Raw genomic sequence first — 19945 nt, 5'->3', positions numbered from 1 at the left:
ACGCGGTGCCGAGCAATCGACGCAACGCCGGTTTTCCCAGCCGGCCCAAGCCAAGACAGCAACGGAGCCGATCGTGCCGAAGATGACCTACCCGGAAACGCGCCGGACCGATGTCGTGGAGGAGCGGTTCGGCCACCGGATCGTCGATCCGTACCGCTGGCTCGAGAACGACGCGCGCCGCGACCGCGAGGTGGCCGCATGGATCGCGGCGCAGGACCGCGCCACCCGCGCCCATCTCGCGACGCTGCCGGGGCGCGATGCATTCCGCGCGCGACTGGCGGCCATGTTCGATCATGAACGCCTCACGGTCCCGCGGAAGCGGGGCGGGCGCTACTTCTTCACGCGCAATGCCGGGCTGGACAATCAACCGGCCCTCGTCATGCGCGAGGGGCCGGATGGGCCGGATCGCGTGCTGGTCGATCCGAACCGATGGTCGGCGGATGGCGCGACCGCGCTTGCGGAATGGTCGCCCTCCGAGGACGGCACGCTCCTTGCCTTCGGCGTGCAGGACGGAGGAACGGATTGGCGGACGATCCGTGTCCTCGATGTCGCCAGCGGCGAGCTTCTGGAGGACTGGATCGAATGGGCGCGCTTCACGACCATCGCTTGGGCGAAGGATGGCGCCGGCTTCTTCTACTCCCGCTTTCCCGCACCGGCGGATAATGCGCCGTCAGCGGCGCCCGTGGGTGGTCATGCCGTGTATTTTCATGCGCTCGGCACGCCACAGGCACAGGACCGGATCGTTCACGCCACGCCGGGGCAGCCGCACCTGGTGCACATCGCGACGGTGACCGAGGATGGCCGCCATGCCGCGATCTACTCAACCCCCGGATCGGGCGGCAGCATGCCGACGATCGTGGATCTCACGAAGCCGGACTGGCCGTCGCGTACGCTGGTTTCCAACTTCGACCACTACTGGAGCGTTGTTGGCAGCGTCGGCACGCGGGTCTTCCTGACGACCCAGCTTGACGCCGAGCGTGGCAGGATCGTCACGCTGGATCTCGATGCGGTCGTGCCCGGCTTCACGGATCTCGTCCCCGAGCAGGAAGACGTCCTGAACGACGTGGCGTTGCTTGGCGACCGGCTCATCGTCTTGTACCTGGCCGATGCGAAGACGCAGGTGAAGCGCTTCCGGCTCGACGGTACGCCTGATGGCGTGGTGCCGTTGCCCGGCATTGGCAGCGCCGGCGGATTCAGCGGCCGCCTTTCCGACAACGAGGCCTTCTTCGCCTTCACCAGCTACAACCGACCGGTCACGATTCATCGCTACGACGTGGCCGCCAATGCCAGCACGGGCTGGGCGGAGCCGAATGTCGCGATTGATGCGCGGATCGTCGTCGAGCAGCGATTCTATGCCTCGAAGGACGGCACGCGGGTGCCGATGCTCATCATCCGCCGCAGCGACATCACCGGGCCGGCCGCGACGCTGCTGCATGCCTATGGCGGCTATGGCATCAGCATCGTCCCCGTCTATTCGCCGGCCTTCCTGGCATGGGCCGAGCGGGGCGGCGTGGTTGCCGTCGCGAACGTCCGGGGCGGTGGGGAGTATGGCAAGGCGTGGCATGATGCCGGCCGTCTCCTCAACAAGCAGAACAGCTTCGACGACGTCATTGCCGCGGCCGCCCATCTCACGGCTGAAGGAATCGCCGCGCCCGAAGGTCTCGCCATCCAGGGCGAGTCGAATGGCGGGCTTCTGGTCGGGGCCGTGATCAATCAGCGGCCTGGGCTGTTCGCCGCCGCCCTGCCCGGCGTCGGGGTGATGGACATGCTTCGCTTCGACCGGTTCACCGGCGGGCAGCTGTGGGTGAGCGAGTTCGGCGATCCGGCCGATGAAGCGGATTTCCGCAATCTTCTGGGCTACTCGCCCTATCACAACATCCGCGACGGCGAGGGCTATCCCGCAATCCTGGCGACGACGGCCGACACGGATGACCGCGTCGTGCCCGCGCACAGCTTCAAATATGTCGCGGCGCTGCAGGCAGCCGATCTCGGCGACCGCCCCCGGCTTCTGCGCATCGATTCCCGCGCCGGCCATGGCGCCGGCAAGCCGATCGCCAAGGTGATCGAGGAAGTCGCCGACATGTGGGCCTTCGCGGCGCGCTGGACGGGTCTGGCATCCTGAGGGTGCGCGGGGCAGAAGCGGCTTCGGCTGGATCCGCAAAGCACCCGGAGCGCGGATCCGCGCTGGTTTGGCAAAAGGTGTGCCGCGAGGGCGAGCAGGCCGGGAGGCCAAGGTCGGGCGGATGCCTGGGCCGACGCCGCTTCCGTGAGCAGGCGCAGCCGGGCTCGGCCGGAACGATGTTCCGCCAGACCCTTGATCAGTTTGGAAATTGGCGGACCCGAAAGGATTCGAACCTTCGACCTCTGCCTTCGGAGCGTGTTGGGGCGGTCTTCGCCAGTCTTTCTCTCTTTACGCTAGAACCCCCTAAACCACTACGTAGATTGAGATTTTCTGGCACCGCCGACCGCATCGTGTATCCGTCTGCACGTCGAAGTTTCGGCCCGGGTGCTTCCGTGGTGCTTCCGTAAGTGGAGCCACGGGTCCCAACTCGGACCAGGAGCACAGGACGTGGGAAAGCTCAGCAAGCGCACCGTCGACCAGGCAACGCCGCAGGCCGGGGACTACTTCATCTGGGATGACGAACTGCCCGGGTTCGGCATGCGGGTGTTCACCTCGGGCCGGCGCAGTTACCTGGTGCAGTATCGCGCCAAGGGGCGCACCCGCCGCTTCACGATCGGCACTCATGGCGTGTGGACGCCCGAGACGGCGAGGCGGGAAGCTCGCGTGCTCCTGGGCCGGATTGCGCAAGGCGACAATCCGGCGGAGCAGCGCGAGCTCGACCACCGCGCGATCACGGTCAAAGAGCTCTGCGAGCGCTATCTGGCCGATGCCAAGGCCGGCCTGATCCTTGGCAAAAAGCAACGGCCCAAGAAGGCCTCGACGATCTACACGGACGAAGGTCGGATCAAGCGCCATATCGTCCCGCTGCTCGGCACGCGGCGCGTGAAGGACCTCACCAACGCCGACGTGACGCAATTCATGCGCGACATCGCATCTGGAAAGACAAAGGCCGACGTAAAGACGCGGAGGCGCGGGCGCGCCATCGTCCGCGGCGGCATGGGGACGGGCCGCCGCACGGTTGGCTTCCTGGGCGCGCTGCTGACCTATGCGCGGGAGGCCGGCATCATCAGTACCAACCCGGCGCATGGCATTCGTAAAGCCGCCGACCAGAAGAGGACGCGACGTCTCTCGGAGGACGAGTATCGGCTGCTCGGGAGGTTGCTGGCGAAGGCGCACGCTGACGATCAGCTCCGAACCTCGGCCAAGATCACCCGGCTGCTCGCCCTGAGCGGGTGCCGGCGCGGCGAGATCCTGAATCTGACCTGGTCCGAGGTGGACACCGGTAACAGCTGTCTTCGGCTCCACGATACGAAGGAGGGCGCGTCCGTGCGCCCGATCGGACTTCCCGCCGTCGATATGCTGGAGTCGGATAGGCCGCGTGAGCCAGTCGGCCCGGTGTTCCGCGGCTTCCTCGATGGCAAGCCGTTGATCGGCTTCCCGAAGCACTGGGATAGGATGTTCGCGAAGACACCGCTCGCTGACGTCACCCCCCATGTCTTGCGCCACAGCTTCGCCAGCATCGCAAACGATCTCGGCTTCACTGAGTCGACTGTCGCAGCTTTGCTGGGACACGCTCAGGGATCGGTGACCAGCCGGTACATTCACGCGGTCGACACGTCGCTGATCATGGCCGCCGATACGGTCGCCGGATACATCCAGGCGCTGCTGGAGGGTGCGCAGTTCCGGCGTCGGGGCTACGCGCTGGATCGCGCGTCCAGGGAGATGGCGCTCTCACGGCACCTCGGGAACCCTTTGCTGCCGGCCGTGAGCCACCTGGCCGAAGCCAGCGCCGCCGATCAGACCCCGGGGCCTCACGGCCTGAAGCCTTGACGATATAGCCTGGGAGCTATAAATGACTTGGCAGGTCTTATTTGTTGATGAGTTCGATGCGGAGTTCGGAGAGCTACCGGAAGCCGTGCAGGATGAACTGTTGGCTTCCGCCAAGCTCCTCTCCGCGTTCGGTCCGAATTTGAGCCGCCCGCATGCGGATACGCTCAAGGATTCGGCGTTCGCCAACATGAAGGAACTGCGGTTCGAGGCGGAGGGCGGCGTCTGGCGTGTCGCCTTCGCGTTCGATCCCGAGCGCAAGGCCATCCTGCTCGTCGCCGGCGACAAATCGGGTGGCAGTGAGAAGCGCTTCTACAGATCGCTCATCGCGAAAGCCGAAAGGCGCTTCAGGGTGCATCTCGATCGGCTCAAGGCCGCGAAGAAGGGAAAAACGTGATGGGACGAACACTGAATGATGTCGTTGCCGCGCTTCCCGAGGCGCGGCGGGCACGTGTTGAGGCGCGCGCCCAGGAGCTCATTGATGAGGTTGAGAGCCTGAGCGAGCTGCGCCGTATGGCTGGCAAGGCGCAGGTGGAAATCGCATCTGCCTTGCGGGTTAAGCAGCCCTCGATTTCGAAGATCGAGAAGCAGGCGGACATGTATCTCTCGACGCTCCGAAGCTATGTCGAGGCGATCGGCGGAAAGCTGGAGCTCGTCGTCCGCCTGCCTTCACGCGCGCCTGTACGGATCGAGCACTTGGGCGACGTCGCCCCGAGCGTTTCCGCCGGGCCCAGGAAGGTCGCAGTCAAGCGGCAGACCAAGCCGCGTGCGGCCGCCCGCGCCGGGTGATCGGACGATCCGCCGTGAGTAGTACCCAGGATCCGGGTGCCGGGATGGGCGAAATCCGGCGGTAGCGCTTCGAACGCAGAGTGAGAGTTTGGCGGCTGGCGCCGTGACGGGTTTCCGGGCCGAGAGAGAGGCTCGCGGCCGGCCCGTCATGGAGAACCGCCATGACCCGCTCCGCGACGCGGCCGGCCCCGAGCGGCCGAGCCTCGGGTGACCGCGCGAACCTCTACGACGAGATCACCGACAGGATCATCGCTGAACTCGATGCCGGGCGGCTGCCCTGGGTGCAGCCCTGGGGAGCCTCGGGTGTGGCCGCGCCGCTTGCCCTGCCGAAGAACGCCGCGACCGGCCGGCGCTACTCCGGGATCAACGTCCTGATCCTCTGGGGAGCCGTCGTCGAGCGCGGCTACGCCGGCCAGAGCTGGCTCACCTTCCGCCAGGCCCTTGCGCTCGGTGGCAGCGTGCGAAAGGGCGAGCGCGGTACCACCGTCGTCTATGCCGACCGCTTCATTCCCGGCGAGGAACGCCAGCGCGCGCAGGAGACGGGCAAGGACGCCCGCGCGATCCACTTCCTCAAGCGCTTTACCGTATTCAACGTCGAGCAGTGCGACGGACTGCCGCCCGAACTCGCCGCGACGGCGCCGCCCGCGGATACCTCGCTTATCGAGCCGCGCGTCCAGTCGCTGATCGCGACCTCCGGCGCCAACGTCCGCATCGGCGGGGAGCGCGCCTACTACGACGTGCTCGGCGACATCATCCGCGTTCCGCCGCCGCAGGCCTATTTCCAGCCGATCGACTGGCACCGGACTGCACTGCATGAGCTCGGCCATTGGACGGGGCACGCGTCGCGCCTTGGCCGCGAGATCGCCAACAGCTTCGGTTCGAAGAAGTACGCGCAGGAGGAGCTGGTCGCCGAGATGACCGCGGCCTTCACCTGCGCCGACCTGGGCATCGTGCCGACGGTGCGCCACGCCGACTACATCGGCTCCTGGCTGGAGGTGCTGCGCGAGGACAATCGCGCGATCGTTCGGGCGGCGAGCGCAGCGTCAAAGGCGGCCGACTTCCTGCTCGCCTTCGCGCCCTAGACCGACGCGGTCACCGATGAAACACATGTGGCGGAGGCCGTGTCATGACCCAGCAGCACAGCGCCATGGTTCCGCTCATCGCGTCAGAGGCAGAGGAGCGCTATGGCCACTACATCCGCGAAGCTCTGACGACCGAGGGTGGTCACCTCGCCATCGGCCGCGGCGGCTTTACCCTCTACTTCGCCCGCGGTGGATATCTCAGTGGGCACGACTGCGAGACCATCAAGACGGCCTGCATCGCGGCTGGCCTGCCGGTGATCGACAGCTGCGCTCTCCCCTTCGAGGTCGTCTGCGATCTCGCGGTGCGCGGCCCGATGGTCGCGGTCGGCGAGCCCGCCAGTCCGCCGCCCTGGGATGCGTTCTCCTACGCGCCACTCGCGGATGTCGCGGATGCCTATCGTGCGGACGGCGCGGAGGTGTGGAACCTCGCACCCTGTCCCGCACCAGCGGCGCGAACAGAGTGAGAGGGCCGAGGCGGTCATCGTGACGGGTTCAGGGGTAGGGAGAGAGGCTCCCGGCCGGCCCGTCATGGAGACCCCCCATGTCGAAGTCCGCCCCGAAGGTCGCGCTGTCCGCCTCGCGCGACATCCCCTTCAACCGCCTTGTGCTCAGCCAGGCGAATGTCCGGCGCATCAAGGCCGGCATCGCCGTTGAGGAGTTGGCCGAGGACATCGCCCGGCGCACCCTCCTCCAGAGCCTCACCGTCCGCCCCGTGCTGGACGACGATGGCCGCGAGACCGGCACCTTCGAGGTGCCCTCGGGCGGCCGCCGCTACCGCGCGCTGGAACTGCTGGTGAAGCAGAAGCGCCTCGCCCGCACCGCGCCGATCCCCTGCATCATCCGCACCGAGGGCATCGCTGAGGAGGACAGCCTGGCGGAGAACGTGCAGCGCGCCCCGCTGCACCCGCTCGACCAGTTCCGAGCCTTCCAGGCCCTGCGCGAGCGCGGCCGCTCGGAGGAGGAGATCGCCGCGGCCTTCTTCGTCTCGGTGAGCGTCGTCCGGCAGCGGCTGCGCCTCGCCGCCGTCTCGCCCCGCCTCCTCGACCTCTACGCCGAAGACGGCATGACGCTCGAACAGCTGATGGCCTTCACCGTTAGCCCCGACCATGAGCGCCAGGAGCAGGTCTGGGAGGCGCTGCAGCGCTCCTACACCAAGGAGCCCTACCAGATACGCCGCCTGCTGACCGAGGGTGCCGTCCGCGCCTCCGACAAGCGCGCCCGCTTCGTCGGCGCCGAGGCCTATGAGGCCGCGGGCGGGCTGATCCTGCGCGACCTGTTCCAGCCCGACGACGGCGGCTGGTGGCAGGATGCCGGGCTGCTCGACCGCCTCGCGCGGGAGCGGCTGGAGCGCGAGGCCGAGGCGATCCGCGCCGAGGGCTGGCGATGGGTCGAGGCCGCGCCCGACTTCCCCTACGGCCACAGCTACGGCCTCCGTCGCCTGGCCGGCGAAGCACAGCCGCTGACCGAGGAGGAGACGGCGCGGCGCGAGGCGCTCCAGGCCGAGTTCGACCGGCTGGAGCAGGACTGCGCCGAGGCCGACGAGGTGCCGGAGGAGACCGACCGGCGCCTGGCCGAGATTGAGGAGGCGCTCGCCGCCTTCGAGGATCGGCCCGTCGCCTACGATCCTGAGGAGATGGCGTGCGCCGGCGTCTTCGTCAGCATCGATGGGTCGGGCGCGCTGCGCGTCGAGAGCGGCTACGTCCGGCCGGAGGACGAGCCGCCGGTCGCGGCTGAGCCGGAGCAGGAGCAGGTCGGGACCGACCAGCGATCGGGCGATCCGGAGACGGAGGGCGAGACCACTTCCGAGCCCGACACCGGCACGGCCGCCCCGCCCGTCGAGCCGCCGGAGGAGGAAGAGGGCATCCGCCCGCTGCCCGACCGGCTGCTGACCGAGCTCACCGCGCACCGCACCCTCGCGCTGCGCGACGCGCTAGCCGCCGATCCGCAGACGGCCTTCCTCGCCGCACTGCACGCGCTCTGCCTGCGGCTGTTCTATCGCTACGGCCTCGACTCCTGCCTGGAGATCGAGCCGAAGAGCGCGCTGTTCTCCGCCCAGGCGCTGGGCCTCGCCGACACCACCTCGGCGCGCGCCATCGAGGCCCGCCACGCGCGCTGGCAGGCGCAGATGCCTGCGGAGCCTGGCGAGCTCTGGCCGACCCTCGCCGGCTTCGACGCCGACAGCCGCGAGGCGCTGTTCGCGCACTGCGTCGGCCTCACGGTCAACGCGGTGCACGAGGGCTACAACCGCCGGCCCAAGGCGATCGCGCACGCGGACCGCATCGCCGGGGCGGTCAGCCTCGACATGGCCGCGGTCGGCTGGCGGCCGACGGCGGAGGCCTATCTCGGCCGCGTCACCAAGGGCCGCATCCTCGCCGCCGTGCGGGAGGCGCGCGGCTCGCGGGCGGCGGAGCGCATTGCCGGCCTGAAGAAGGCGGAAATGGCGACGGCGGCCGAGGAGCTGCTCGCCGGCACCGGCTGGGTGCCCGAGCCGCTGCGCACGCCGGGCCAGGTCTTCGCAGCGGTGGAGCCGGAGACAGAGGCGGCGTCGGAGGGCGAAGCGGAATCGGCGGCGGACGGCGGCGATACGGCCATCGTCTCGGCGCCGCCGGCCGAGGACAATGAGACGGCGGCGATCCCCATCGCCGCCATCGCCGCCGAGTAACCGGCCTCCCTGCACCTCGCGGGCCCGTCGCAAGGCGGGCCCGCATCTTCATGGAGGAACCGATGCGCGAAGATGCCGCCGCGCTCGCGCGCCGCCTGGCCCGCAACGCCGAGGCGGTCTGCCGCCACTACCTCTCCAACGGCCAGCGCGAGGGCCGCTGGTGGACCGTGGGCGATGTCGCGAACACGCCGGGGCGCAGCCTGTTCGTGCGGCTGCACGGGCCGGAGACGGGCAGCGGCGCCGCCGGGAAGTGGACCGACGCCGCGACGGGCGATCATGGCGACCTGCTGGACCTGATTGCCCGGGCGGGTGGCCTCGACTGCCTGCGCGACGTGCTGGAGGAGGCTCGGCGATTCCTGAGCCTGCCCGCGCCGCAAAGGCCCGAGCCGCGCGCGCCGGTCGCGGCCGGCTCCCCGGATGCGGCGTGCCGGCTGTTCAACGCCGGGCAGCCGATCAAGGGGACGCTCGCCGAGACCTATCTGCGCGCGCGCGGCATCACGTGCCTGGACGACCTGCCGGCACTGCGCTTCCACCCCCGCTGCTACTACCGCGCCAACGAGAACGCGCCAGTCGAGACGTGGCCCGCGCTGCTCGCCGCGGTGACGGACCTCGGCGGCACGATCACCGGAGTACACCGCACCTGGCTCGCGCGTGACGGCAGCGGCAAGGCGCCGGTCGCGACCCCGCGGCGGGCGATGGGCCGACTGCTTGGGAATGGCGTGCGGTTCGGCGCCGCACAGGAGGTCGTCGCGGTAGGCGAGGGCATCGAGACGATGCTCGCACTGCGCTGTGTTTTGCCCACGCTGCCGATGATCGCGGCGCTATCGGCGAGTCATCTCGTCGCTCTTGTCCTGCCGCCTGGTGTGCGTCGACTCTACGTTGCCCAAGACAGCGACCACGCGGGCAACCGAGCTGCCGCAATGCTAACCGAGTGCGCCGGGCGAGCGGGCATTGAGTCTGTCGCCCTGAGCCCGCGTTCGGAAGACTTCAACGAAGATCTACGCCAGATCGGAGCTGCCGAGCTGGCCGCGTGGGTGCGCGTGCAGATGGCACCTGTGGATGCAGCCCTGCTGCCTACCGGCAATGGCTAACCTTAGCCAAACGGTCATCTCAACGCGGGCATGACCCTCGTCCGCTTCGCGCCCATCGCGGACCTTCAGCTAGACCCTGCCATCGCCAAGAAGCGGACGTTTCGGCTAGTACTTGGCGACCTTGACGGTGTGGCATCACTATTCGGGTTCAGAGCGGCTTCGACAAAATCCACCGCGCGCGATCATTTGGAGGGTCATGAATTGCCCTCCAAGCATGATTCTCAGTGGCAGCGTGGCATTCACGGGTTCTGGCACCTTGGGCGCTGCTGGCGGCGGCTTTATCGCCACCGCGCCACTCACCCCGATCAAACCTCCGACACTTGTGCCCACGAAGTAATCACGTCATAATTGAAATGGGCAAAAATGGGGGGCTGTATATTATGCCTGTACGGGCAGCTGCCTTTGCATTCGACGAGAATGCAAGTCTCGACGACAATCTATCCGCGTTCGGAAACTATATCGACGAGATGGACGCCGCGCTGGGAGCGGAAATGCGAAAGCAATTCACGGCGCTTCTCGAGGGAACGTACAAGGCGGATGAAGTCTGGGATCGGTTGTTCGAGATTTGCGCCGCGCCGCCCACCGAGGACAAAAACACAAGCGAGGTAGAGGTCGCGGCAGCGCCCGCTAACGCGGCTACCGCCCAACCATTGGCCGCGCCCCTGCCGCCAGTGACCGGCTGGTTACTTGAAGGCGTTTCGATCGAAGGCTTCAGAGGCGTGAACAATGAGGGGCACCCCCTCGAGCTCAGGCTGCAGCCCGACAAGGTCAGCAGTATCTCGGCGGTGAACGGCGTCGGCAAGACATCCGTTTACGACGCCGTGCGTTACGCGATCACCGGAAAGCTACCCTGGCTGGATGAACTCCCCGCCGCCGAGCGGGACAAAGACTACTACCAGAATCGATTTCACTCGACCGGTCAGTCCACTATAAAGCTCCGGCTCGTCGCCGAACCCGGCGGGGAAAAATGCGCGATCACCATCGGCCGGAACGCGCTAGGCCATCGCTCGGTCGCAGCCACCGCGCCTTGGGATACCAGCGCGATTCTGACCGCGCTCAATCGCGAGTTCGTATTCCTCGATGGACCGACTTTTCAGAAGTTCATCGCTGCGGGGCCACTCGTTCGCGGACGTACCTTTTCCGGGTTGCTGGGGCTATCGGCATACAGCGATCTTCGCCAAGCTCTCGCGGGTCTGGTGAACACGCGCGCGTTCAACAATCACTTCAGTGTTGCTGCCCATGCGCAAAACAAGACGCGCGAAGAGCGGACCGCCCGTGATCTGGCAGCAGCAATTGCCAACGACTACGAGATTCTAGTTGGCGCGGCCATTGGGGAGTTGAATGCAACGGCGGCGAAAGAGAAGTGCCAGGACGCGCTGGCCCAGATCGCGCCGCTGAAACCTGTCTGTGAAGGAAAGGCGTTCGCAGCCATCGACATCGACGCCTGCATCGAGGCGATCAAGGATGCCGAGGGCGGGCCGAAACGCGAGCGCCTTGGCACCTGCATCCGAGAGCGTAGCGATCTCGCTAAAGTTAATCATGAGGCTCCAACTGCGGAGCGGGCCGCGCAACTCACCGCGCTTGCCGCTGAGCGGGAGGACGCGGTGGCAAGGACCGCCGGCGATCTGATGCTCCAGCTTTATCAGGCAGGCTCGAAGGTCGTGGAAACCGAACAGTGGGAGGATCCGCATCTTTGCCCGCTTTGCGATGGGACGGGAACTCACAGCCTGCGGGACCACATTGCCTCCAAGCTCTCCGAGTTCGAGGCCTTGGATAAGGCGGCTACGGCGCTGGCGACGGAATGGAGTGCGTCCGGGTGGACTGAGCTTCTTCAACTCGAATCCACGATGGAGTCCACCGCCGAAAAACGCCTACTCGCCGCCCGGAATACCCGAGCCGCCGCTGGCTCGATCTCCAAGGCGGAAGCCGAGGCGTTGGTGGAACATCTTGCGGCGCTGCGCACCAGGGCTGGCGAGATCGATGCGCAGTTGGCAGCCGAGCAGGCCCAGCTCGAGAAAGAATTGCCGCCGTCGTCGGTCGAGGTGACCAAGAAAGTGGAGACCGCGCGGCGCTTGCAGGATAGCTGGAATAAGCTCGAGCAATCCCGGAATGCGATTGCGGAAGAAGCGGTAAGAGACGCCTGTGTTGATCGGGTTCGTGACTTTCTCGTTGATGCATCCAAGACCTTCGCGACGGCCGAGGCAGGTATGAGCAAGGCGCGCCTCGCTGCCGTCGAGCCCGTCTTCAAGGAGTATTTCAAGAAGATGTCGTTTCACGGCGTCGAGCCGGCCGTCTCGAAAAAGGCAGATAGCGAAGAACTGCGCATCGGCCTTACCCAATTCTACGGGCTAACGAACGTCTCGCCCCAGGCGCTTCTCTCCGAGAGCTTCCGCAACGCCTTCGCGATCTCGCTCTATCTGGCGGCCGCGTCTCTCTACGGCGGACTGCCGAAATTCGTAGTTCTCGATGATGTGACGTCCAGCTTCGACGCCGGGCACCAGCACTTTCTAGTTGAACTCATCAGAACCACCTTCGCGAGGCCCGGAAACGCGACAGGACCGCAGGTGATCCTGTTGAGCCACGACACGATGCTCGAAAAGCTGTTCAACAAGCACAGCGGTTCGGGAGCGTGGTGGCACCAGCGCCTCGAGGGATCGCCGCAGGTTGCCGTCTTGCCGCAGGCCGGAGCGGTCAACAAGGTGCGCGACCGCACCATTTCGATGCTTCAAGCCGGCCAGGTCGACTCCGCAAAGGAAGGCGTGCGGCAGTATTTGGAATATCGATTAAGCGATCTCATCAGCAAGCTCCGCATCCCGGTGCCGGTGGACATCGCCTTCAACGACGACAAGCAATTGGCGGGCGAATTCCTTAAGGCCATTGAGGCGGCCGTCAAACTGCACAAGGCCGCCAACAGCCTCCAACTCGACGCGGCCCAGCAAGCCGGCCTGAACACCAACATGGTGACGATCGTTGGAAACTTCCTAAGCCATTGGGGCACCGGCCAGGCAGCGGCATTCTCCGGCCCAGCCCTGCTCGGCGTGATGCAGGCGATCGATGACTATTGCGATTGCTTTACCTTCGAGCCCACTCCGGGCGCGGCCAGGATTTACTACAAGTCACTATCGCAACGACAGTAGAGACGCTTCTGCCACCGCCGATCGCCGATGCATATTGCGTCTCTGAGTCCACACAGTGCGGTGTTTCTGCGCACCCGATAAGCTTTGCCGGCTCATACCGATCCGGTCTCATGCGGCCACCGCCTACATGGCAGCTAAAACTTCACAGTGGGCCATCGAACGGCTCGGATGAGGTCGCGAGCTGACGAGGCAAATTTTGCTCGATGATGCGCCGCATGAACGGCCCGCTTACTGGCCACCGCTTTCCAAAAGCAGACCGTGCGGATACGGCCAAAACTTGTCGTTGAGTACCGACATGGGGTGAACGTGGAAGCAGTGGACGTACTGGGCTGGCCAGGTGTCAGTCGGCAGTCTCTCGCGCATCGCCGCGCCCACGGCCTTCTCGCTGGCGATCGGGCCGGAGCCGGGCCCTCCCCGCAACGCCGTCGCGCAACTTTCTTCCCCGCGGCCCTGACGGGCCGCTTCCTCGCGACGCAAGAAAGCCGCGCGCCGGCGTCCTCCGCTGCGCTGCGGCCCTCCGGCTTCGCCTGCGGGTGCCGGTCCGTCCCGCCCCCGGCCGGGTGATCGCCACGAAGGCCGCGATGGGCGCGGCCCGTGACAGCGAGGACCCGGCCATGACCGACCGCTTCGACGACACCGAACCCACCCACGCCGCCTCCGCCACCGCGCACCTGCTCGACGAGCTCCAGCTCCACGGCTACCGCCCCTTCGCCGACGAGCCCGACCCTCGGCCACTGCCCGATCCCGACCGCCTCTCCGGCGCCGTCGCCGACATCTTCGACGTACTGGTCGCCAGCCTCGGCGAGACGCGCCTCGAGCCCGACCTGCCCGACCTGCTCTGGTCGCTGGTCAACCTCTTCCATCGCGGCATCGACCGCATCGGCCGCGAGCTCGACACCAACGAGGTTGCCCAGCAGCGCTCCCAGCGCGAGCAGGACGGTTCCGAGGTCCGCTCCGTCGAGCTGGAAAGCCTCCTCGCCCAGGGCCTCACGCTCATCGAGCGCCGCAACGCCTTCGAGTTCCTCCGTGATGCCGCGGCCGAGCACTTCGAGCACCACACCGGTTCCGCCTGGCGCCCGCGCGCCGGTTCGATGGTCAGCCGCCGCACGATGACCGCGGCGATGATCGACAGCCGCGACTTCCTCGCCGCCAGGCGCCGCGCCGAGGCCGAGCCGCTGCTGCCGCCGGGCGTGCGCATCGCATTCGCCGGCGGCGTCGAGTGCAACGACCACCAGCGCATCTGGGCCGCGCTCGACCGGGTGCATGCGAAGCACCCCGATATGGTGCTGCTGCATGGCGGCACGCCGAAGGGCGCCGAGCGCATCGCCGCCTGCTGGGCCGACCAGCGCAAGGTGCCGCAGATCGTCTTCAAGCCGGACTGGCACCGCCACGCCAAGGCCGCGCCCTTCAAGCGCAACGACGCGCTGCTCGAGACGCTGCCGATCGGCGTCATCGTCTTCTCCGGCTCGGGCGTCACCGACAACCTGGCCGATAAGGCGAAGCGACTCGGCATCCCGCTCTTCGACTTCCGCGGGGGCGGCGGGTAGCGCCGCCCGCACCATGATGCGCTCGCGCAAAGGCGAACCGCTGGGCGACCGCGATCCGCTATAATCGGGGCGCATCATCGCGCCTCGACCGGGGAGGGTCGAATGACGCTCGGTGTCATCGTCAGCCTGTTCGGCCTCGGCACGATGCTCGTGCTGCTGTTCACACTCGCTATCTACGCCGTGCCGTTCTTCGTTGGGCTGACGGTCGGCATGTGGGCGTTCGAGACAGGCGCGGGGGTCATCGGCGCCATACTGGTCGGCATCATCGCGGGTGTGGTCGCGCTGTTCGCTGCGCAACTGCTCTTCGCGTCCGTGCGCTCGCTCGCCCTGCGGGCCGTCATCGCGCTGCTGTTCGCCGCACCGGCCGCCGTCGTGGGCTACCACGCGGTGCTCGGGATCTCGGCGCTGCTTGTGCCGTCGGAAGCCTGGCGCCACGTCTTCGCGGCGATCGGCGGCCTCGTGGTGGGTGTCTCAGCGGCAGCGCAGTTGGCTGCGTTCGCGGGCTTCGGCACCCAGCCGAGGCAGGTCACCATTGGCCGCCCTGACGCTGAGTTCGCCAAAGCGGCGGGACCGGATCAGCCTCGCCTGCCATCCTCTTCCGCGGCACGCCTGCCCGCACCGTCATCGGGATCGCGCAGCTGAAACGAAGCAGGGCGACCCCCGTCGGGAACATCCGCGCCGCGACCCGTATAGCCAGGATGATGCGCAACAGGACTGGCGTTTCGCCTTCCCCGTTCCGGCCGGATCTTCCCTTGAACACGCCTTGGGCGCCGTGACCGCGATGCCTAGTTCATCGCGCTTGTGCGGGCGCGGCGACAGTCGCCTGCTGTCTCCATGGTCCGTCCGGTGTCGCGCTGCCACGCTGCCTCGGATGGCCTGATCTGGCCGAGGGATGGCTGACGCCTCGGGCGCCTCGGCCGCAACGGCGCCGGTGCGACTTTCTTCCCCTGCGCGTGCCGCGCATTCCTCGCGAGGCAAGAAAGTCTCCCAGCCCCGTCCTCCGCTGCGCTGCGGCCCCTCCGGGGTGCGTCGGCGCCCGCCCCCGGCCGGACGATCGCCATCGAGGCCGCGATGGGCGCGGCCCGATCGACAGACAGGAGACAGTCATGGCGACCATCGGCACCTTCACCCGCACCGGCGACGGCTTCAACGGCACGGTCTCGACGCTGACTCTCGACGCCAAGGTCCAGGTCCGTCCGGCCGAGAAGAGCAGCGACAAGGCCCCCGACTTCCGCATCTTCGCCGGCCGCGCCGAGATCGGGGCGGCGTGGAAGAAGACCTCGAACGAGGGCCGCGACTACCTCTCGGTCAAGCTTGACGACCCCTCCCTGCCAGCGCCGATCCTGGCGAACCTCTTCGAGATGGAGGGCGGCGAGTTCGAGCTGATCTGGTCCCGCCCCAGCGGCAACCGCAGCAGGGAGTGAACGGCCATCAGCGCCCCGCCCGGATGGGCGGGGCGCCAGTGACGCCGCGGCCCCTTCTGGGATTAGGCTGGCTCCCAGACCCGACCGGCGAGCTCACACCACTGATCGGCCTGCCAGCTGTAATGCAGCACCAACCTGGATCACGACATCGTCGCCTTGGATGCTCCGCCTGCATTTCGCGCGAGTGCTTTGTCTGCACTCTCCTTGCGCTGGCCCCCACGCCGTAGCGGGGTCACTCGCGCATCCTCGCCATCCGGCTCGACCAGCGCGACGTGACTGACACCCAGCGCAGTGGCGAGCTCAAACAGCGTCACCACCGTTGGATTGCGCCGGCCACGCTCAAGGTCGCTGAGATACTGCTGGCTGAACCCTGACCGCTCGGCGAATGCCTCCTGCGTCAGGCCCTTTTCCAGCCTGATCCGACGCACATTCCTCCCGACCAGCCGGCGCATGTCCATGCCGGCACGCTTGGCGCGTTACATACTTTGAGTTTATCTTCTATAGTGTGTAAATGCTTCGCGGCCTCCACCATGTAACGCCACGTCTGGCGTTTGCCGCACAGATCGGTGACCCTGTGCTCACGCGAACGATACCGGGCTGAGGGGCCCCTATGACCGCCACGACGATCCTGGACACCCCGCCAGATGAGCCGCGCGTTACGGCCTATGACCTTGCGCACAAAGTCGCCTACCTACGGCTACTCGATGCGGCATCTGAGGGCGCGGATTGGCGGGAAGTCGCGCGGATCGTGCTTGGCCTTGACGCTGGCAGCGATCCAGATCGCGCGCGGCGTATCCACGATAGCCACCTCGCTCGAGCCCGCTGGATGACGGAATCGGGCTATCGCGATCTGCTGCGACAGGGCTCGAGCAGCTGAGCGACGTTGCGCAAGGGGCAACACGTGTTGCTCGCCGTGCGACTCCACAGGGCACGGAATGGTTGCATCTGTCGGCATACTGTGTGCGGAGCTTAAATTCCGTCCCCTGTCGGAGCCTTGCCATGCCGGCGCGAGACTGGCGGTCGGCGGCCGCCTATGCAGAGCTGGAGAACGCCTCGGCAAGCGATCTCGCCTGGGAGTTCCTTCGGCGCAACCCGCGCTACGAGCGCGATTGGGAACAGCTCGACGACGCGCCGCCCGACGATGCGGCCGAAGCAGTCGCCGAGCACTGGGGGTTGCGATTTCCCGGCCGATCCGGCGCTGAATGCGCGAGCGGCAGGGGTGGTCTGGGCACCACTAATCTGCTCCTCCACCGTGGCGCTCTCGGCCTTGCAGTTGTCGTTCTCGCCACCCTCACCGGCTGCCCTGCCGTGGGTGAGCTCGCCACGCCCGGCGAGTGACGGGCTGCATGGCGCCGTCGGCAAGCTTGCCATGCCTACTTGGGTGGTCGCCGGCACGCCCGACGGAGCGCCGCTTGGGGCGTTGATCCCGCTCGACGAACACCTTCCGCAGCGTCTCGGATCGGTGTTGCGCCTCTGGCACGCGCTGCATGACCGAAATCTGCCCGCGGACGACATGACCAGGCAGCGCCGGCATCGGCTCGTGCAGGCTCTTCGCGCCCTCGACGGACGCGACACCGGTGCCAGCTACAGGCAGCTGGCGGCGGGCTTGTTCGGACCAGCGCGCGTACCCGTGGGCGCGGCCTGGAAGTCCCATGACCTCCGCGGTCGCACCATGCGATTGGTCGCGGACGCCATCCGGCTGCGCGACGGCGGCTATCGCGGTTTGCTTCGCCAGGGCCCGCGCGTGAAGCTCGCGCGCTGACGGTGTGGGTACGCCCAGCCGGCCCGTCCCTTCGTACTCCCCCGACGCTGCTCCCCTTCGCCAGCCTCCGACCTGACCGCCGCGCCCCATGCGCTGCATCCCACAACGTCACCGGAGGCTCACGATGCCCGACCCGAATGCCGGCCTGCCGCCGCGCTATCTCCGCACCCCCGAGGCCGCCCGCTTCCTTGGCCTGTCCGGCCGCACCCTGGAAAAGCACCGCACCTATGGCACCGGCCCGCGCTACTCGAAGCTCGGTGGCCGCGTCGTGTATGCCGTCACAGACCTCCAGGCCTGGGTGAACCGCGGCACCAAGGCCTCGACCAGCGACGACACGGGCGCGACCGTGCTGCCCGCCAAGCGCCATGCGGCAGTCTCGCCGGCCTATGCCGGCGCGGCCCGGCGTTGAGGGCGTCGCCAAATGCACCCCAAAAATGCCGGCAGCGAACGGCTCCGGCTCAGCCCCTTTGACGCGCTGCCGGAGGACGGTCCGCCGCGCCGCGACCAGCGCGATCTCATGGAGCGACCGTTCTTCTCGCTGGCAAAAGGCCGTCGAACCGCACCGATCCTGTACCGCGCCGGCTGCATCGAGGTGCAGGTCCACGCCGTCCCCGAGCACGGCATGGCGACTATCTGGGACGCCGATGTGCTGATCTGGGCCGGTTCGCAGATCGTCGCAGCAGCGGAACGCGGGGTGACAACCTCACGGTTCCTCCGCTTCACGCCATATCACCTGCTGACGGCCATCGGCCGAGGCGCCGGCCAGCACCAGTACCTCCTCCTCAAGGCCGCCCTGGCGCGCCTGCAATCCACGGCCGTCCGCACCACGATCCGCAACGGCGCGCAGTGGCGGCGCCAGCAATTCTCCTGGATCAACGAATGGGAGGAGCGCGTCACGGCCTCCGGCCGCTGCGAGGGGATGGAGTTCATCCTGCCCGACTGGTTCCACCGCGGCGTCCTCGACCAACAACTCGTGCTGACGATCGACCCGGCCTATTTCCGTCTGACCGGTGGCATCGAGCGCTGGCTGTATCGCATCGCACGCAAGCATGCCGGCCATCAGCCGCGCGGCTGGGCGTTCGAGTTTCGGCACCTGCACGCCAAATCCGGCAGCCTGGCGCGCTTTACCGACTTCGCGCTGGATCTGCGCCGCATCGCAGCCCGGCAGCCACTCCCGCGCTACCGGCTGGCTGTTCAACGGACGGCCGCAGGGGCCGAAGTTCTCCACATCTCGCCTGGACAACTCTGTGGGCAAACTGTGGATAACATACGTGCGCCTGTGGATCAGCACGGCAGATCAGGCGCAGAAGGTATCGGCACATCAGGCGCAGGACTATCGGCAGATCAGGCGCAGGAATGCCCCGCAAACCATTGCCACGACAACGAAATTCGGCCGCTTAATGAGTCTAATAGAGAGTCTAACTCTAAACTGGTAGTGGGGCGCCCGCCCGGCGGGAAAGCCGACCGAGACGGGGAACGGGAGGGCGCGCCATGACCGCGCTGACCGGCGTCGAGCTGCTCTGGCTCGAGGGCCGCGTCGAGCGCTGGATCCGCTTCGGGCGGATCGCCGAAGAGACGATCCTCGACCGCCGCCGCCGCGTCGTCGCCTTTGCGCCGGGTGAGGTCTTCGCGTTCGTGCGGTGGGCGTCGAACGGCTATGGCACCGTCGTCAGCCGCATCGACATCCTGCGCGCGGTTGGGCCTGGCGAGGCCTACAGCACGATCGGCTTCGTGACGCCGGGGGCAGAAATCCTGCTGCGCATCTCCGGCTGGCCGAAGGTCAACGAGGTGCTGCGCGCGATCGATGCGGTCGAGCAGACGGGCGTCGCGCCGGAGGAGGCCTGCCCCGACCATTGGCGGCACGTGATGAACCGCTTGGCAGCCGGCGAGCAGCCGCGCGCCTACACGCGCGAGCGCCACCGCGCCTGGCTGCTGCGCCGGAGGATCGACGCATGATGGCGCTGCGCAGACGCCGCGCGGTGCCCCTCGCGGCCATACTGGCCGGGCTGGGGCTGATCGCTGTCCCGGCAATCGCGGGTTGGCAGCCGCGCATCATCTGGAACGCATCAGCGAGCGTGCCGCTCGGCCTCTACATCGCGGCACCGGCCGACGATGTCGCACTGGGCGACCTGGTGCTTGTTAGCCCGCCCGAGCCGCTGGCGAGGTTCCTCGACGAGCGCGGCTACGTCGCGCGCGGGGTGCCGCTTCTAAAGCACGTCGTCGCTCTGCCGCCGCAGGTGGTGTGCGCGATGGGTGACGCCATCAAGGTAGACGACCAGAGGGTGGCGCATCGTCGCGTCGCCGACCGCCTGGGCCGCCCGCTGCCGGCCTGGCACGGATGCCACGGGCTCGAATCCGATCAGGTGTTCCTGCTCAATGCGGCGGAGCCCGACAGCCTTGACGGCCGCTACTTCGGACCCATCCCGCGCAACAGCATCGTCGCCAGGCTTCGCCCGATCTGGATCACGGAGCGCGGACTGTGAGCAAAACGCCCCCTTTCCA

General features: G+C 67.4%; 20 protein-coding genes. 19 read left to right on the top strand and 1 reads right to left on the bottom strand.

Features of this window, described 5'->3' with window-relative positions:
• Window positions 1–82 precede the first annotated feature (82 nt).
• From HB662_RS11045 to HB662_RS10990, 12 genes are all read left to right on the top strand, one after another.
• The gene (locus HB662_RS11045) at window positions 83–2122 is read left to right on the top strand and encodes a prolyl oligopeptidase family serine peptidase (RefSeq protein ID WP_168050084.1); all 2040 of its coding nucleotides are present in this window, start codon (window positions 83–85) and stop codon (window positions 2120–2122) included.
• 447 nt (window positions 2123–2569) lie between these two features.
• Window positions 2570–3952, top strand: a complete 1383-nt coding sequence (locus HB662_RS11040; RefSeq protein WP_168049765.1) for a tyrosine-type recombinase/integrase — start codon at window positions 2570–2572, stop codon at window positions 3950–3952.
• Between the two features lie 22 nt (window positions 3953–3974).
• Window positions 3975–4346, top strand: coding sequence for a type II toxin-antitoxin system RelE/ParE family toxin (locus HB662_RS11035; RefSeq protein WP_168049764.1), 372 nt, complete (start codon window positions 3975–3977; stop codon window positions 4344–4346).
• Window positions 4346–4738, top strand: coding sequence for an XRE family transcriptional regulator (locus HB662_RS11030; RefSeq protein WP_168049763.1), 393 nt, complete (start codon window positions 4346–4348; stop codon window positions 4736–4738). The genes HB662_RS11035 and HB662_RS11030 overlap by 1 nt, the downstream gene beginning before the upstream one ends.
• 161 nt (window positions 4739–4899) lie before the next feature.
• Complete coding sequence (locus tag HB662_RS11025; protein ID WP_168049762.1) at window positions 4900–5820, top strand: ArdC family protein; 921 nt, start codon at window positions 4900–4902, stop codon at window positions 5818–5820.
• A gap of 44 nt (window positions 5821–5864) precedes the next feature.
• Window positions 5865–6284 carry a hypothetical protein gene (locus HB662_RS11020; RefSeq protein ID WP_245185576.1) on the top strand — a complete coding sequence of 140 codons (420 nt, stop codon included), beginning with the start codon at window positions 5865–5867 and terminating at the stop codon, window positions 6282–6284.
• Between the two features lie 77 nt (window positions 6285–6361).
• A complete protein-coding gene (locus HB662_RS11015) occupies window positions 6362–8482 on the top strand; it encodes a ParB/RepB/Spo0J family partition protein (protein ID WP_168049761.1) in 2121 nt (706 codons plus the stop codon).
• 62 nt (window positions 8483–8544) lie between these two features.
• Window positions 8545–9573, top strand: a complete 1029-nt coding sequence (locus HB662_RS11010) for a DUF7146 domain-containing protein (RefSeq protein WP_168049760.1) — start codon at window positions 8545–8547, stop codon at window positions 9571–9573.
• A 380-nt stretch (window positions 9574–9953) separates the two neighbouring features.
• Window positions 9954–12710, top strand: coding sequence for an AAA family ATPase (locus HB662_RS11005; RefSeq protein WP_168049759.1), 2757 nt, complete (start codon window positions 9954–9956; stop codon window positions 12708–12710).
• A 614-nt stretch (window positions 12711–13324) separates the two neighbouring features.
• A complete protein-coding gene (locus HB662_RS11000) occupies window positions 13325–14257 on the top strand; it encodes a DUF2493 domain-containing protein (protein WP_209443228.1) in 933 nt (310 codons plus the stop codon).
• A 102-nt stretch (window positions 14258–14359) separates the two neighbouring features.
• Window positions 14360–14899 (top strand): hypothetical protein, encoded by a 540-nt coding sequence (locus HB662_RS10995; protein WP_209443227.1) that lies wholly within the window; start codon window positions 14360–14362, stop codon window positions 14897–14899.
• A 464-nt stretch (window positions 14900–15363) separates the two neighbouring features.
• Window positions 15364–15681, top strand: coding sequence for a DUF736 domain-containing protein (locus tag HB662_RS10990; protein WP_168049757.1), 318 nt, complete (start codon window positions 15364–15366; stop codon window positions 15679–15681).
• A gap of 140 nt (window positions 15682–15821) precedes the next feature.
• On the opposite strand, the gene HB662_RS29940 is transcribed toward HB662_RS10990, so the two are convergent.
• Window positions 15822–16139: a helix-turn-helix domain-containing protein gene (locus tag HB662_RS29940; RefSeq protein WP_168049756.1), complete on the bottom strand. Its 318-nt coding sequence runs from the start codon at window positions 16137–16139 to the stop codon at window positions 15822–15824.
• 152 nt (window positions 16140–16291) lie between these two features.
• Here HB662_RS29940 and HB662_RS10980 point away from each other — a divergent pair, with 152 nt between their 5' ends.
• From HB662_RS10980 to HB662_RS10950, 7 genes are all read left to right on the top strand, one after another.
• Window positions 16292–16558: a DNA -binding domain-containing protein gene (locus tag HB662_RS10980; protein WP_168049755.1), complete on the top strand. Its 267-nt coding sequence runs from the start codon at window positions 16292–16294 to the stop codon at window positions 16556–16558.
• Window positions 16559–16680: 122 nt separating this feature from the next.
• Window positions 16681–17019: a transcriptional regulator domain-containing protein gene (locus HB662_RS10975; protein ID WP_168049422.1), complete on the top strand. Its 339-nt coding sequence runs from the start codon at window positions 16681–16683 to the stop codon at window positions 17017–17019.
• 31 nt (window positions 17020–17050) lie between these two features.
• Window positions 17051–17443 carry a DUF2285 domain-containing protein gene (locus tag HB662_RS10970; RefSeq protein WP_168049754.1) on the top strand — a complete coding sequence of 131 codons (393 nt, stop codon included), beginning with the start codon at window positions 17051–17053 and terminating at the stop codon, window positions 17441–17443.
• Window positions 17444–17567: 124 nt separating this feature from the next.
• Window positions 17568–17852 carry a helix-turn-helix transcriptional regulator gene (locus HB662_RS10965; RefSeq protein WP_168049753.1) on the top strand — a complete coding sequence of 95 codons (285 nt, stop codon included), beginning with the start codon at window positions 17568–17570 and terminating at the stop codon, window positions 17850–17852.
• Window positions 17853–17864: 12 nt separating this feature from the next.
• Window positions 17865–18938, top strand: coding sequence for a replication initiator protein A (locus HB662_RS10960; protein WP_168049752.1), 1074 nt, complete (start codon window positions 17865–17867; stop codon window positions 18936–18938).
• On the top strand, window positions 18935–19399 hold the full coding sequence (locus HB662_RS10955) for a DUF2840 domain-containing protein (RefSeq protein WP_168049751.1): 465 nt from the start codon (window positions 18935–18937) through the stop codon (window positions 19397–19399). The genes HB662_RS10960 and HB662_RS10955 overlap by 4 nt, the downstream gene beginning before the upstream one ends.
• Complete coding sequence (locus HB662_RS10950) at window positions 19396–19926, top strand: S26 family signal peptidase (RefSeq protein WP_230411003.1); 531 nt, start codon at window positions 19396–19398, stop codon at window positions 19924–19926. The genes HB662_RS10955 and HB662_RS10950 overlap by 4 nt, the downstream gene beginning before the upstream one ends.
• Window positions 19927–19945: the final 19 nt, after the last annotated feature.

This window comes from Falsiroseomonas frigidaquae (assembly GCF_012163145.1).
Lineage (GTDB): Bacteria > Pseudomonadota > Alphaproteobacteria > Acetobacterales > Acetobacteraceae > Falsiroseomonas > Falsiroseomonas frigidaquae.
This window is presented reverse-complemented; position numbering and strand designations above follow the sequence as displayed.